5 protein-coding genes are annotated in these 16,321 nt (G+C 70.3%); all 5 read right to left on the bottom strand.

The genetic code is table 11. From position 1 onward, the window contains the following. Window positions 1-230: 230 nt before the first annotated feature. A complete protein-coding gene (locus tag VDQ83_RS00005) occupies window positions 231-2,492 on the bottom strand; it encodes a methyl-accepting chemotaxis protein (protein ID WP_455433662.1) in 2,262 nt (753 codons plus the stop codon). Window positions 2,493-2,672: 180 nt separating this feature from the next. After that, a complete protein-coding gene (locus VDQ83_RS00010; protein ID WP_455433399.1) occupies window positions 2,673-3,479 on the bottom strand; it encodes a YiiX/YebB-like N1pC/P60 family cysteine hydrolase in 807 nt (268 codons plus the stop codon). Between the two features lie 674 nt (window positions 3,480-4,153). Continuing rightward, the gene (locus VDQ83_RS00015; RefSeq protein WP_455433400.1) at window positions 4,154-5,173 is read right to left on the bottom strand and encodes an OmpA family protein; all 1,020 of its coding nucleotides are present in this window, start codon (window positions 5,171-5,173) and stop codon (window positions 4,154-4,156) included. A gap of 10 nt (window positions 5,174-5,183) precedes the next feature. After that, window positions 5,184-8,564: an Ig-like domain-containing protein gene (locus VDQ83_RS00020; RefSeq protein ID WP_263395855.1), complete on the bottom strand. Its 3,381-nt coding sequence runs from the start codon at window positions 8,562-8,564 to the stop codon at window positions 5,184-5,186. Next, window positions 8,561-16,306 (bottom strand): SdrD B-like domain-containing protein, encoded by a 7,746-nt coding sequence (locus tag VDQ83_RS00025; protein ID WP_455433401.1) that lies wholly within the window; start codon window positions 16,304-16,306, stop codon window positions 8,561-8,563. The genes VDQ83_RS00020 and VDQ83_RS00025 overlap by 4 nt, the downstream gene beginning before the upstream one ends. Window positions 16,307-16,321: the final 15 nt, after the last annotated feature.

Genomic DNA, 16,321 nt, shown 5'->3' on the forward strand with positions numbered 1-16,321 from the left:
TTCAGTCGCGACGGGCTCTACCGGGAAGGCCCGTCGCGACTGAAGTCGCTCCCACAAGTGGCGTCGTCTTGATCGGGTCGCGCTGGATCGCCTTGCGTCGCTCGCGGCCTGGTATCACACCGCCGCGGCCGCAACTGCGGCCAGCGCAGAAACGACGACGCCGATGCGTTGCGGCATCGGCGTCGTTACCAGCACGGGTGGGCGTGCGTCGCCGGCGCCGTGGCGCAGGCTCAGAACTCTTCCCACTCCGAGCTTTCCGCAAATGCACCGCCGGCCTTGCTGCGCGCGAGCGGGCGCGCCGCCGGTGCCGGCGTCTTCTTCAGCGGCGCGCGCGCGGCGGCGACCGCGCGGACCGGTGCCTGCACGGCCACCGGCCGCGGCGCGGCCACGGCGACTGGCTGGGCGCCGCCGGCGAGGCGGAACACCGCCACCGCGCGGGTCAGGTCCGAGGCCTGATCTTCCAGGCTCTTCGCCGCCGCGGTGGCTTCCTCCACCAGCGCCGCGTTCTGCTGGGTGGTCTCGTCCAGTTGCATCACCGTCTTGCTGACCTGCTCGATGCCCGAGCTCTGCTCGGCGCTGGCCGCGGAGATCTCGGCCATGATGTCGGTGACCCGCTTCACCGAGGTCACCACCTCGGCCATGGTGGTGCCGGCCCGCGCGACCAGGGTCGAGCCCTGCTCCACTTCCTGCACCGAATCGGAGATCAGCGTCTTGATCTCCTTGGCCGCCGCCGCCGAGCGCTGCGCCAGCGAGCGCACTTCCGAGGCGACCACGGCGAAGCCGCGGCCCTGCTCGCCGGCACGCGCGGCTTCCACCGCCGCGTTCAACGCCAGGATGTTGGTCTGGAAGGCGATGCCGTCGATGACCCCGATGATGTCGGCGATGCGCGCCGAGGCGGCGCTGATCGAGGCCATCGTGGTGACCACGTCCTCGACCACGCGGCCGCCGCTCTCGGCCACTTCGCCGGCGCCCAGCACCAGCTGGTTGGCCTGGCGCGCGCTGTCGGCGTTCTGCTTGACCGTGGAGGTCAGCTCTTCCATCGACGCGGCGGTCTCTTCCAGGCTCGCCGCCTGCTGCTCGGTGCGCACCGACAGGTCGCTGTTGCCGCTGGCGATCTCGCCGGCGGCGGTGTTGATCGACTCGGCCGAGCGCTGGATGCCCTGCACGATCGAGGTCAATTGCTCTGCGGTGCGGTTGGCGGCCTCGGCCAACTGGCCGAACGCGCCCTCGTAACTGGCGTCCACGCGCTGCGACAGGTCGCCGTCGGCGATCGCGCCCATGATCCGGCCGACGTCGGCCAGGCCGCTTTCGGCCTGCAGCATCAAGCGGTTCAGCGCTTCCACCATTTCCTTGAACGCGAACTGGTAGCGCGACTCGTCGCCGCGTGCGGAGAAATCGCCGCGCGCCGCCGCATCGGCCAGGCGCGCGATGTCGCCGTTGATCGCCGACAGGTTGGTCTTCACCGCGTCCAGCGCTTCGTGCAGCGCGGCGCGCTGGCCGGGCAGGCGGCGCATGTCGCGGCGCAGGTCGCCGCGGCCGTATTCGCCCATGATCGTCATCGCTTCGATGATCGCGTCCAGGTGTTCGAACAGGGCGGTGTTCATGCCGCGCGCCAGGGTGCCGTAGTCGCCGGGGAAATCCTCCGGCATGCGGTGGCTGATGTCCTCGCCCTGCTGCAGCCGCACCAGCGTCTGCATCTCGCCGTTGAAGCGCTGCAACTGGGTCTGCATCTGCTGCATGCTGGTCATCAGCTGCCCGGTCTCGTCGCGCGACTCCACCTTGATCGCGTTGTCGAAGCGGCCCGAGGCGATCGCCTCGGCGGTGCGGGTGGCAGCGCGCAGCGGGGTGACGATGGCGCTGGCGATCAGCCAGCACAGCCCGACCACCAGGCCGACCAGGCCGGCGCCGATCACGGTCAGGATCTTGGTGAAGCCCAGCGCCTCGACCTGGATGTCCTCGGCATAGACGCCCATCACCAGCACCCAGTTCCACTGCGGGTACAGCTTGGCGTAGCTGATCTTCGGCAGCTGCTCTTTCTTGCCCGGCTTGGCCGCGCTGTAGTAGCTGAAGCCGTCGCCGCTGGTCACCGCGGTGCGGATGTCGCGGTACACGTATTCGCCGGCATCGCTCTTGTAGCCGCTCATGTCGGTGCCGACCTTGCGCTTGGGATGCATGACGATGCGCATCTGCGGGTCGAGCATGAAGAAGTAGTCCACGCCGCCGTTGGTCTTCATGTCGGCGAGCGCGGCCTTCGCCGCCTCCTGCGCCTGCGGCTCGCTGAGCTCGCCGCGCTTGGCCTTGGCGGCGTAGTGCTCGATCACGCTGATGCCCATGTCGACCTGCGTCTTCACGCTCTGCTTGCGCGCGGCGACCAGGTCCAGGTACTGCAGGCGCGCGGCGGCGACCGCGAGCAGGACCACGCCGATGGCGAGCAGGGTGCACAGCACGACGAACTTGCGCGACATCGGCAGGTTGGCGATGCGGCGGCGCAGGAAATGGATGGGATTCATGACGATCCTGATGGCGATGCGGTGAGGTATATCCACTGATATCGGCCACAGGCATTTCAAACTTGACGCCTGGCCGGCTGCCGGGCTGAAGCGTTGTGATCGGGCGCACCGTTTTGTGCGCTCGCTCACTTTTCAGGCGGCGTCTGCGAGCGTCACCTGTCCCTACAGGACAGGCTGCGGCGCGGGTTGGCGCTCGCGTCGGCGCTCAGCCGCGTCTTCGTCGGCATCGCCCTGCCATACCAGGCGATGGAAATCGAAGCCGGCCTGCAGGCGCGGCTTGACCACGTCGAAGTACGGCGAGACGTCGAAGTCGCGCGGCAGGTACAGGCTGTGATGGCGGTTGTGCAGGATCTCCGCATCCTGCGCGTCGGGCATCGGCGCGTGGCCGATCCCCGGCAGGATCGGGTAGCGGATGGCACCGAAGGCCTGCGCCAGCAGGGTCGAGCAGATCGCCTTGGTCGGTTCGCCGCTGCCCAGTTCCAGGAAACGGCGCTTCACCGACGAGGGCAGCGGCGGGGTGCGGATCAGGTAGCGCGCCAGGTCGAAGATGTTCTTCAGGTCGTAGCTGTTGCCGACCCGGCTGACCATGTAGTCGACCACCGCCGCGATCTCCTCGGCGCGCAGCCCCACCGGCCGGCAGATGCGCGTGTGCAGGCCGGCGAACTCGCGCAGGCCGACCAGGCGCACGCCGACGTTGATGTCCACGTCGCAGAAGGTCGGCGCGTCCGCGTCCGCCGCCGGCCCCAGGTGATCGCCGATGTACAGCGCGGCATGCGACCAGGTGGACTGGCTGAGGTACTTGATCGCGGTCGAGAAGCGGCTGTTGCCTTCCACCAGCAGCACGTCGCCCTTGCGCAGCGCCGCCTGCAGCAGCTGCGGCGGGCTGGTCGGCAGTTCCGAACGGTGCCGCCGCGGCTTGGACAGGAACTTGGCCAGGTGGCGCCCCAGCAGGCGTGGCAATGACAGCATGCGCGTGACCTCATGGACGGCCCGACCCGGGCGGCGAAAGCGACTTCGCTTCTCCATGATGGCGGCGGCGCCGGGAGAATCTTGAGCATAGCCGTGGTCGTGCTGCGGCTTGTGGCCCATCTGAGCGTTATGGGCGGCGCGATGCTTCCCTTCTCCCATCGGGAGAAGGTGCCCCGAAGGGGCGGATGAGGGTACGGGCGAAGCCTGGTGCAGCCGAACATGCGAGGGCTTCGCCCCCGTACCCTCACCCCAACCCCTCTCCCGGGGGGAGAGGGGCTTGAGCCTGGCGCTGTGCTGCAACGGTATCGGCAGCACGACGCGCTTCCTTCTTCCCTCGGGACCATGGCCCCCTTTTCGGGGGAAGGTGCCCCGAAGGGGCGGACGAGGGTATGGGCGAAGCCTGGCGCAGCCGAACATTGCGAGGGCTTCGCCCCGTACCCTCACCCCAACCCCTCTCCCGGGGGGAGAGGGGCTGAAGCCTGACACTGTGCGGCGCCGCTGCCTTCCCTTCTCCCTTCGGGACCATGGCCCCCTTTTTGGGGGAAGGTGCCCCGAAGGGGCGAATGAGGGTACGGGCGCAGCTCGATGCGGCCAAACATCGCGAGGGCTTCGCCGCCGTACCCTCACCCCAACCCCTCTCCCGGGGGGAGAGGGGCTGAAGCTGGCGCGGCGGATCAGTCGCCGCGGCCGACCACCAGGCGCACTTCGACGCGGCGGTTCGGCAGCAGGCATTCCAGCAGCGCGGCGCGCGGCTTGACGCCGGCGCACTGCTGCACCTGCTGGCTGTCGCCGCGGTACTCGTAGCGGATGCGGTCGGCGGGGATGCCGCGGCCGATCAGCAGCTCGCGCACGGTGCGCGCACGGCGCTCGGACAGACCCTGGTTGTAGTCGTGGCCGCGGCCGTCCATGCGGTCGGCATGGCCGACCAGCTCCACCTTCTGCAGGGTCAGCTTCTCTTCGGCGATGCGCGCCAGGGCGCGGTCCAGGCTTTCCAGCGAATGGGTGCGGATGTCCTTGTAGCCGTCGCGGTCGAACTCGAACAGCACGTTGGCCACCAGCGGGATCGGCGCGGCGACCGGCGTGTCCGGCCGCTCCGGTCCGCCGCACTGCCGCGCCAGCGCCTCGGCATCGTTGACCATGTCCTCGGCGATCTGGATGTAGGGCTTGGCATGGCGCCATTGCTGCTGGTTGAACTCGTTGCCGGCGTGCACCAGCTCGACCTCGCCGCAGGCCGCCGCCTGCTGCGCGCAGCTGAAGCCGGCAGTGCCGTGCAGCGCGCGCAGGCGCTGCCACAGGTCGTCGCGCAGGTACTTGGCGTCGTTGACCAGCGGGGTCTCGGTGGGGATCGTGGTGGCGCCCTGCTCCATCAGCTGCACCAGCTTCTCCGATTCGCTGAGCGCGCCCTGCGGGAACGCGCTGCGGTCGTTGCGGGTGTACTCGTGGAAGGACACGTCGAGCCAGCATTGCGCCTTGGACAAGGCGTAGTCGCGCACCGGGCGGCCGCCATCGTTGAGCGCCTGGATGCGGTCCTGGACGGACTGGTAGCCGTGCAGGTCGGCGGCGATGGCCTCGTCGCTGATGCGTTGCTGCTGCGGCAGCAACTGGGTCTGCGCGTTGCCGGCGGCACAGGCGCCGAGCAGCAAGGCGGCGGCGACGGTGCGGGACAGGACGAAGCGGGAGTGGGTCGTGGTCATCATGGATTCCTCAGCGCGCCGGGTCGCGGTAACGGACCGGATCCCGGCGGAACAGGTCTTCGTCGAATTTGAAGCGCAGGCGCAGGAACGCGCCCTGCTGCGTGTACTCGTAGCCGGACAGGTCGCGGTCGGCCTCGTAGCCGGACCAGTTGTAGCCGGCCGACAGCCACAGGTTCTGGCGCAGCAGCCGTCCCACTTCCAGGCCGTAGGCGTACTGGTTGGAACCCAGCTGGCCGCGGAAGGTGGAGCCGAGCACGCCGATGTCCCAGTTCTCGGTGATGTCGTAGACGACGCGTGCGGACACCAGCACCGCATGGAAGCGGCTGTCCACGCGGCCGCCGTCGGCATAGGCGAAGCGGTCCTGCTGCCACTTGCCGGCCACGCGCCCGGTCAGCCACCACGGCCGCGACGGATGCCAGTCGGCATGGGTGGAGACGATGTGCGCGCGGCTGCTGATGTCCTGGCTGCTGCCGTCCACCGCCTGCCCGTCGAGCAGGGTCAGCCCGCTCTCGTCGCGCTCCAGCTTGTACTCGTAGCGGGCCAGCGCGTTGATCCGGTTGGTATCGGTATCGCGGTAGGCCACGCCCAGCTGGAAGCGGTTCTGCAGCACGTCGCCGCGCGCGGCGTAGTTGGTCTGCAGCAGATAGTTGCGGCCGAGCAGGGTCCAGTCGCGGCTGAGCTTGCGCGCCAGCATGAACTGCACCAGCGTGGTGTCGAAGGCCTCGTCGGTCTCGGTCTCGGCGACGTCGCCGCTGATGCGGTGTTCCACCCGCACCGAGCCGCGCCACAGCGGGTTGGCGCTGTAGTCCAGCGCCAGCGCCAGGCCGGTGGCATCGCCGGTGTTGCCGTCGTAGATCTTCACGTGCTCGGCAGAGCTGCTCAGGCGCAGGCCTTCGCGCACGTCCCAGGTGTTGCGGATGCCGGAGGCGGCCTGCACGTCGCGGCCGCTGATGGCATCGCGCATGCGGTACTCGGAGAACGCCTGGGTGTCGCGCACGTAGCTGCTGTCGATACCGAACACCAGCGCATCGGCCTCGCGGTCGACGGTGGTGATGCCGTAGGCGCTGGTCAGGCCGGTCTGCTTCTCGTAGCGGCCGTACAGGCGGCTGCGTTCCAGCACCTGGTAGTCGACGCCGGCGGCGACGCGGTTGCGGTCCTCGCCGGACACGCTCTGCTCGTACTCGGCGCCCAGCGACAGCTTGGCGCCGATGCGGTAGCCGGCGCCGATGCGGGCGCTGTCCGATTCCAGGCGGGTGCCGATCGGCAGGTCGCTGGCGGTGCCGGTGACGGCGCTGCTGGAACCGATCACCGGCAGGCCGGTCAGCGGATCCAGCGGCTGCTGGCCATAGCCGAGCGCGCCGCCGCCGGAGCCGGTGGCGAAGCCGCCGGTGAGGCCGCCGCTGTTGCCGTAGCCGGTGTCGGTGGACCACGGCGAGTACGCGCCGACCGTCTCGCGGATCGAGCGCAGGCCGAAGTCCAGGGTCAGCTTCTCGGTGGCGCCCACGCGCACGCCGGCGCCGCCGGCGTCGCGCTTGCCGCCGTCCGGATTGCGGTCCTCGCTGCGCAGGCCTTCGACATACAGGTCCACGCGCTCGGTCAGGTGGTACTCGACCTTGGCGTTGTACTCGCCGCGCCCGCCGAACAGCGGCGAGGCCGGGTTGTTGAACGCCGGATCGGTGCGCGCGGCGAACAGGTTGGCGTCGAGCTTGGTGCCGTCGTGGCCGAACTCCACCCGCCAGGCGTCGCCTTCGACGCGGCCGCTGAGATCCTGCAGGCCCGGGGTGGCGATCTGGTTGATCGAGTTGGTGTTGATCTCGCTCTGGGTGCGCGCGAACTCCGCCACCAGCGCGGTGTTGGGCCCGAAGCGGTAACCGGCGTTGACGCTGCCCATGCGGAATTCGGCGAACGGGTTGCGGTCGTCCACCACCGCCGCGCCGACTTCCAGCGCATCGGTCAGCCGCAGCTGGCCGTCGGCGCCGTACACCCAGAAGCGCTCGGTGCCCTGGTCCAGTTCGTAGGTGATGCGCAGCGAGACCGGATTGAGGTTGCTGTCGTACGCGGACAGGAACTGGTTGAGCAGGATGCGCCCGGAGAACGGCTCGAAGCTGTAGTCCACCAACCGCGACAGCGGCTGCACCGAGACGATCCGCGAGGGCTGGTTGCGGTCGCGCACGACCACTTCCACCCGCTCGCTGCCTTCCAGCACGGCATTGTTGCGCAGCGCGTACGGGCCGCTGCCCTGGCTGGCGAACTCCTCGATCACCTGGCGCAGCGAGTCCTGGATGGCGAACACGTTGGTGCGCACGCGCTCGTTCTCGTAGTGCCAGCCCAGACCGGTGGCGGTGCGGTTGTAGGTGCCCAGGCTGCGCTGCGGCATGCTGCTGCGCGCGCCGATGCCGGTCGCGGTGGCCAGCGTGTCGCCGGTCTGGAAATCGCCGTACAGCAGGTAGCTGCGGCGGTTGTCCACGCGCACGTACAGGCGCTCGGCCGAGCGCGCATCGAAGCCGCGCAGCGAGGAGTCGCCGTACACCGGGTAGTACTCCTCCGGCTGGATGTCGCGCAGCAGGCGCCCGCGCACCTGCTTGTCCGAGTCGTAGGCGGCGGTGAGCAGGTACTCGCCCTTGATCCGGCCCTTGACGAAGAACGCGGTGCGCGCCGAGGCGTTGGCCTTGCCGTTGTTGAACTGCTTCTCCCAGCGGCGGATGTCGCGCTCGAACACGTCGTCGTGGTCGACCGGAGCGATCAGCCCGCTGTTGTCGCGGCGGCGGAAATTGACCACGCCTTCGATCAGGCCGGTGGCGATCATCTCGCGCATTTCCGGCACGAAGCCGATGGTGCCCTCGGCGCTGTGGGCGCCGGCGGTGACCCGCAGCACCACGTCCTGCGGTTGGTCCGGCGCCAGCAGGTCGAACTCGGCCACGCCGTCGCGCACCGGCAACTGCACGCCGGGCGTGACCTTGTCGGAGTCGGCCGCGCCCGGCCCCAGCTCGTCGGTCCGCGAGCCCGGCAGCAGGATGCGCCCGCCGGTGTGCTCGATGGTGGCGAAGTGCTCGCCCTGCAACGGCTTGCCGGCGTCGTCGAGCAGACGCACGGTCACGTGCACCGGGGTCTGGCCGTCGGCCGGCGCGCCATCGCGGTCGACCTCGACCTGCACCTGGTCCATGCCCTGCGCGGCGCGCGCGTCGAGCGAACCCGAACGCGGCGGCGCCAGGGTCTGCGCGGCGGCGTCAGCGCTGCCCGGCGTGCGCGGGTACAGCGTGCCGGCCTCGCCCAGCACCGGAGTGAAGCGGCTGCTGCCGACGGTCTGCTGGGCCATGGCCGGCAGCGTCGCCAGGGCGCACGCCAGCAGGGTCAGCCGCGGCAGGCGGCGCGTCGTGACGGGCCGGCTCATGGCTGCACCTCCGCAGGAACGGTGACATCGGGCGGTGGCGTACCGCGCGGCTTGACGATCGGCGACTGCGCCGCCGAGTCGGTGGCCTGCTGCGGGGCGCGCGTCGGCTTGCTGCTGAAGCGCAGCGGCGCATTGCCGGTTTCGGTCTCCGGCGCGCGCACCTCGCCCTGCGTACGCCGCGCCTTGACCTGCTCCAGCACCGGGTTGGAACAGCTGCCTTCGATGAAGTCGGCGCGATGCAGCTCGCCGTTCTTGAGGTCGATGAACAGGCTGTCGGCGTCGCCCAGGTTGCGGTTGCTGCTGGTGGTCAGGCGCGCACCCTGCGGCAGCGTGCTGGCGTCGACCTTCAGCGTGTGGCTCTGCGGCGGCAGGCCGCAGTAGCTGTACTTGCCTTCCGAATCGCTGATCACCCAGGTGCCGTCCTCGAAGTACAGGCGCACGCCGGGAATGCCGATCTCCTCGCGGTCCTGCACATGGTTGACATTGCAATCCACGAATACCTTGCCGAGCACACAGCCCTCCTCGGTGAACACGCCGCCGGTGACGCGCACGCGGTACTGCGCCTGGTTGGACGGCAGCGCGCCGGGACGCGGCTGCAGCGAGACCGGGTCGAGACAGCCGCCGGCGATCGAGCAGCCGTGCGCCTGGGCGCGGTTGATGCCGTCGCCCTGCTGCGCGCCGACGCCGATGCGCACGCGGTAGGTCAGCGCGATCTGCTGGCCGACCTGGATCGGGCCGGCGCTGAAGCCCAGCGTCGGACCGGGCTTGCCCAGCGGTTCGGGCACGGCCACGCCGTTGGCGCGCGCGGTGCCGTCGATGTAGGTGAAGCCGCGCGGCAGGCGGTCGACCACGTTGACCATCTGCAGCGGACTGCCGGCGGTCTGGCGGATGGTGATGGTGTATTGCACGGTGTCGCCCACTTCGGCGGTCTGGCGATCGCCGGTCTTGGTGATGGCCAGGCCGGTGGCCACCGCGGTATCGAGCGGAATGTGGTTGTGCACGATGCCGGCGGTGGCCGACCCGGCGAACAGCCGCAGGTAGTACTGGGTCGCGGTGCCGACCGGACCGGTCGGCGCCAGCGCGTTGGGCTGCACCTGGTAGTTGCTGCCCACCGCGCCGGGCGGCGACAGCGAGTTGCCTTCGGCCGGGATCAGCGTGGAGACGAACACGTAGCCGCCCGGCGGGGTCACCGTCAGCTGGAATTCGCAGCGCGCCGGCGCCGCCGGACCGAACAGGAACTGGTAGTAGCCATCGTTGCCGACGGTCATCGACACCGCGTTACCTTCGATGCGGTAGCCGCCGGCCTGGGTGTTGAGCAGGCTGGTGGCCGGGTCGTAGCCGGCGCAGACGCCGACCGGGGCCAGGGTGACGATCGCACCGGGCACCGGATCGCGGGTGACCGCGTCGTAGACCACGCCCGACGGATCCACCGGCAGGCTCTGCTGCGGCAGGTTCTCGCCGGCCTTGAGCACCACTTCCAGCTGGCTGATGCCGCCGTCGCTGACCCGGCACGAGCTGGTGCTGCCGTTGCTGATCGCCGCGTCGGCGGCGCACGGGGCGGCGGCGCCGGAAGCGGTCTCGCCGCTGACCGGGAACGCCCAGATCACTCCGGAGCTCGGATCGCGGAAGCGGATGTGCCACTTCTGTCCGGGGATCACGTCGCCGAAGCGGTAGCTGCCGTCGGCGGCGCTGAGCGTGGTCTTGACCACCTGGCCACTGGTCGGATCGACCAGTTCGACGATCCAGTTCGGCAGGCGGCGATCGCCGCCGTCGAGCAGGGTGTCGTCGTTGCCGACGTCGAACCAGACCGTGCCCGTCACCGAGGCCGCCAGCTGCACCTGCGTCGGCAGGCGGCAGGCGTTCTGGGTGATCGCCGGATCGCACACCGGCAACTGGGTCACGTCGCCGTCGAACGCGCCGCGCTCGGTCGGGGTCGGGCTGTGCGCGGCATCTTCGCCGCCGCCCTGCACCAGCACCGCATTGTTGACCGGGTTGCCGGTCGCCGCCGCGGCGCCGACCGCGACCTGCACCTGGATGCGGTCGCTGGCGGTCTGTCCGGGCGCGATCAGCGTGCTGGCGTCGCAGCTGAAGCGATCAGCACCGACCGCGCCGGCGCAGGTCCAGCCGCTGCCGGTGGGCAGCGCCGCCAGGGTCACGCCCGGCGGCAGGCGGTCCTGCACCTGGTACACGCCGGCGGTCGGACGCGGACCGATGTTGCGCACGCTGATGGTGTAGGTGGCGGTGTTGTTGACGGTGAACTTGACCGGGTCGGCGATCTTGCTGACGACCAGGTCCGGGGTGTTGGCGATCTCGCCGAAGTTGTTGTCGATCGACTGCGCGCCCGGGGCCAGGACCACCGCGGAAATCGCCGACGGCACGGTCTCGCGCGGGGTCGCCACGCCGCGGGTGGCGCCGCCGACGGTGCCGGCGGTGGTGATGCCGTTGCGGGTGTCGGCCGGCTGGTCCGGTTCGGTCACCGTGTAGGTGCCCGGACGCAGGTTCTCGAAGCGGTAGTGGCCCTGCGCGTCGGTCTGCACGGTCAGCTGCACCGCGGCGCCGAGATCGTCGGTGCCGGTCAGCACCACGCGCACGTTGCCGATGCCGGTCTCGTCGCTGCCGACCACGCCGTTGTCGTCGTTGTCGTAGTACACGCGGCCGGACAGCGAGGCCGCCTGCACTTCGCCGAAGTCGTAGTGCTGGCCCTGCTGGTTGACGCCGAGCACGATGGTGGCGATCGCCGACGGCGTGGTGGCCACGTCGGTGGCGGTACCGCCCTTGTCGCCGGGCACGGTCTTGCCGTTGAGGGTGCCGGTCGGCTGGGTCGGCTCGGTCACCGTGTAGGTGCCCGGCAGCAGGCCGATGAAGCTGTAGTTGCCGGTCGCGTCGGTCTTGGTGGTCAGATTGACCGCCTGGCCGTTCTGGTCGGTGCCGGTCAGCACCACGTCCACGTCGGCCAGGCCGGTCTCGGTCGGGTCGATCACGCCGTCATTGTCGTCGTCACGCCACACCTGTCCCTGGATCGCGCTGCCGCTGGGGTTCTCGCCGAAGTTGAACTCGGTGCCGTCCAGGCCCGCGCCCAGCTGGATCTGCGAGATGCGGTCGGTGGTGGCCGCATCCGGACCGCCCGGGGCGGCCACCGCGGTGCCGGCCACGCAGCTGCCCGGCGTGCACGCCGCGCCGCCGATCTGGCCGGGATTGATCGCGCTGGGACGGTTGCTGTACTGCCCGGCCGGCAGCGGCTCGCGCACGCTGTAGGTCAGGGTCGGATCCAAATCGTCGAAGCGGTAGGCGCCGTTGCCGTCGGTGCTGGTGGTGGCCAGCACGGCGCCGGTGGTGGCGTCGAGCAGTTCCACGGTGGCGCCGGCGATCGCCGGGTCGCCGCCGTCGCGCACGTTGTTGAAGTTCAGGTCGGCATAGACCCGGCCGGACAGGCTGGGGCGACGCACTTCCGGGAAGTCGTAGCGCACCGCTGCGTCGGTCGCGCCGACCGGAACGGTGGTGTAGCTGGAGTTGGGACTGCCGGCGGCATAGGTGCCGCCCAGCGACGGCGCGCTGGCGCCGGCGACCGGCGGATCCACCGGCCCGTTGCGGTAGCCGGTGGGCTGGGTCTGGGTCAGCGTGTAGCCGCCCGCGCCGGCCGCCGACAGGTTATCGAAGCTGTAGCTGCCGTCGGCCGCGGTGGTGGTGCTGCGGTTGACCGCATTGCCATAGGCATCGGTGCCGGTCAGCACGATGGTCACGCCGGCGATGCCGGGTTCGCCGTTCTGGCGCACGCCGCCGTTGCCGCCCGCGCGGTCGCGGTCCTCGAACACGGTGCCGGCCAGCGACGCCCGGGTGACCAGGATCGGCACGGTGGACGTGTTGTTCGGCGGGACGCGATCGACCTGCTCGGTGGTGATGGTCGCGGTGTTGTTGATCGCCGACGCGCCCGGATAGGTATCCCAGCGCACCGGCACCACGATGCGCAGCTTGCCGCCGACGGTGACGTCGCCGAGGTTGCAGGTCAGCGTGGCCGAGGCCTGGGTGCAGCTGCCGGTGCCGTTGGGCACTTCGCCGCCGCCGCCGCCCGGGATCGGGCCCTTCTTCTGCCAGGTCACCTGGCCGACGACCACCAGCCCGGCGGGCAGCGTGTCGCTGACCACGGTGCCGGTGCCGTTGAGCGGACTGGTGCCGCTGCGGTCGCGCGACAGGCTCGCGCCGGGACCGTTGTTGATGCCGTCGATGACGTAGAAGAACGGCTGGCGCAGGCCCACCGAGGTGGCGTTGGCCGGCAGCGCCGCATCCGGATCGGCATCGGGCGCAGTGGTGATCACGTGCTTGCTCACGCCCACATCGGCGGAGGCGCGGATCGTGGTTTCCTGGCTGGCGTCGTTGTTGGCGGTGTTGCTGTCGGCCTCGGCGGACGTGGCCTGGGCCAGGTTGCTGACCGTGTCGCCGGCCGCGCCCGGCGGAGTGTCGTAGCGGTAGCGCAGGTACAGCGTGCTGGTCTGGCCGGAGGCGACCACGCCGGCGACGTTGTTGCTGAAGCCGATGCCAGGCATCAGGCAGTTCAGCACCTGCACCGCGCCCACGGTCGGGTTGCTGCCGGAGGTCACCGAACAGGCGGCCGGGTCGAAGGTGCCGGTGGGCGTGGCCGAGGCGCCGATGAAGGTGACGGTGCGGCCGGACGGCGGAGTGAAGCTGTCGGCCAAGCGCACGTCGGTGGCGACCGACGGGCCGTTGTTGCGGATCGTGATCCGGTAGGTGATCAGGTTCGCGGTGGGGTTGGTCTCGTCGTAGCCGAGCGGATCCACGCCGCCGGTGAAGCCGGTGTCGACCTTGTTGGTGATCAGGTCGACCTGGCCGGCCTCGAACGGCAGCTGCGCGCTCTTGCTGTCGTCGCTGGTGTCGGTGTTGAAGTCGTAGGTGTTGCCGTCGCCATCGGTGCCCGCGGTCGCATCGCCGGTGCCGTCGCCATCGATGTCCACCACGAAGTCGGCGATGTTGTCGAACTGGCGGCCGGTGTTGCCGCTGTTGACGTTTGGCCGGATCACCACCTGCAGGGTTTCGGTCTGCTCGTTGGTGAGCGAGGGCAGCGCCGGGCACTGCACGGTGACCTGCGCCGGCGCGCCGGTCGGGTTGGCGTAGGAGGTGCCGCCGGCGTCGACGGTGACCGTCACTCCGGCACCAGCGGTGGCGGTACAGGCGCGGGTGCCGGCACCGGTGCGCTGCGCGGACACCAGCACGAAGCCGGAATCGTTGGCCGGCAGCGTGAACACGTCGCGGAAGATCACCCCGGGTACCGTCGACGGGCCACGGTTGATGTAGGACATCACATAGGTGGTGTTGACGCCGGCGCGGCCGGGCGTGCCCGAGGAAATGGTCTTGGCGGTGGTGGCGACGTTGGCCACGCGCGCGATGCGGATCCAGTCCGAGGCCTGGTTGTTGTTGCCGTTGAGCTCGCCCACCGAACCGGCCACGGCCGCATCGATGCCGACCCCGGCGGTGTTGCAGAACGCGCCGCTGATGGCGGTGCCGCCGCAGGTGCCGGCGGCCTGGTTGAAGCTGTCGAACAGCGCGCGCTGGACCTGGATGACGATCTGCGCGGTGGCGCCGTTGGCCAGCGCGGTGGTGCCGGAGCGGCAGACCACCGAGGCGCCGTTGATGGCGCAGTTCCAGCCGGCCGGGGTGGTGGTCACGCTGATCTGGGTGCGGCCGTTGACGAAGCCGGGCACGGTGTCGTTGACCACCACGCCGGTGGTGCTGTCCGGGCCGTTGTTGGTCACGGTCAGGGTGTAGCTGAGCGTGTCCTGGTTGGCCGCCAGCACGTTGTCGGCGGCGCCGACGCCATTGGTCTGCTTGGCGATGGCCAGGTCGGCGCGCTCGTCGGTGGTGCGGGTGCCCGCGCCGGAGCAGTCGTTGTCGGTTTCCGGGTCGCGGTCGATGCCGTTGCCGGTCAGCGGTTCGATCGAGCCGCCGGAGCCGCCGGTACAGGCGTTGTTGAGCAGGTTGGCCGAGGAGCTGCGCGCACGCGTCAGCAGCTGCAGGGTCGGCGCCTGCGCGCCCACCGCCAACGGCAGCGAACCGGCGCCGAGGTCGCAGGTCACGTGCTGCACGCTGGAGCCACTGTAGGCCTGGTCTACGGAACAGGTCCACGCGCCGCTGGCGAACGGCACGCCCGGCTGCGCCACGCTGCCGTCCGGCTGCAACAGCTCTTCGCCGGTGGCCAGCGTATCCACCGTCTGCACCTGGCCGGTGGCCGGGCGCGGACCCATGTTGCGCACGACGATGGTGCTGGTCATGCGGCTGTCCAGATCGCTGCCGATGCCGCTCCACACCGGCACCAGCGCCGGGGTCTTGGTCTTCTGCATCGACAGGTCGGCGCCGTCGGCGAGCACGGTGAAGGTGGTGCTGCCGGTGTTGTCGGCGCTGTTCGCATCCGGGGTGTCGGAGCTGGCGGTGGCGCTGTTGGTGACGTCGCCGCTGCTGTTGGTGCCGGACGCCGGCACCGTGCTCTCGATGGTGAAATCGGCCACGGCGCCGACCGCCAGGCTGCCGTTCAACGCGCAGGTGCGGGTGGCGTTGCCGTTGCTGTTGGTGCAGGTCCAGCCGGCCGGCACGGTGCCGCCGGTGGCCAGGAAACCGGTGGGCAGGTTGTCCACGAAGCGCGGATTGAGCGCGGCGCTCGGGCCCTGGTTGCGGACCTGGATGTTGAAGGTGACCGGCTGGCCGGAGATCGCCGGCGAGGGGTTGACGCTCTTGCTCAGCGCCAGGTCGGCGCCGGCGTTGACCGTGGTGGTCACGCTGCCGGTGTTGTTGTCGGGCAGCGGGTCCGGCGTGGAGCCGGCCTGCACGCGCGCGGTGTTGACGATGTTGCCGCTGGCCGCGGTGACGCGGGCGCGGAAGGTGAAGCTGCTGCTGCCGCCGTTGGCCAGCGAACCGGCGTGGGTGGCGGTCATGGTGCCGCTGTTGAAGGTCCAGCCGCTGCCGCTGAAGCTGTTGGCCACGTACTGCACCGCGGCCGGCAACGTGTCGACCACGGTGAAGCCGGCCGAGGCGCTGGGCCCGGCGTTGCGCACGGTGACGGTATAGGTGACCTCGGCGCCGGCGACGACCGGGTTCGGCGTGGCGGTCTTCTCCACGCTCAGGTCGCCCGCCGATTCCAGCGTGGTCGCTTCCAGGCGGCGGTTGTTGGCAGCGTTGCTGTCGCCGGCGAAGAACGCGTCGCCATCGAGCAGCGAGGCGATCGGCGTGCTCGCCGCCGGCAGGCCGGGTTCAACGCCGATCGCGCCGCGGATCTCGATCGTGCCCGGGGCCAGGCCGACCGTGCTCACCGGCAACTGGAAAGTCACCGGCGCGCCGTTGGAAGAGAAGGTGCCGACCAGGGTGCCGACCCGGCACTCGATGCGCTGCGCGTTGCCGGCGGCGACGCTGCAGGTGGCCGGCAGCGGTGCGCCGGCCTGGGCGCCGGCGGGCAGATCGAAGATCACCACCGCGTTGTTGACCGTATCGGCGGCGCTGTTCTCGACAGTGACGCTGTAGACCACGGTGCCGCCGGCCGGCGTCGGATCGTAGCCGGTGTCGGACAGGTTGGTGATCTGCAGGTCCGCGGCCGCCGCCAGCGCAGGCGCGGCCAGCAGCAACACGGCCATCATCAGCCGCAGGCTTCGCCCCGGCAACGCCGGAACGCGGTGGTCGCCGCAGGCGACACGCGCCCACGCCCGCAATGCAGCCATGCGGCTGCCGCGCATCAGATAAGTCATGTGCCTCTCTCTCCC

This window comes from Xanthomonas sp. WHRI 7945 (assembly GCF_035026585.1).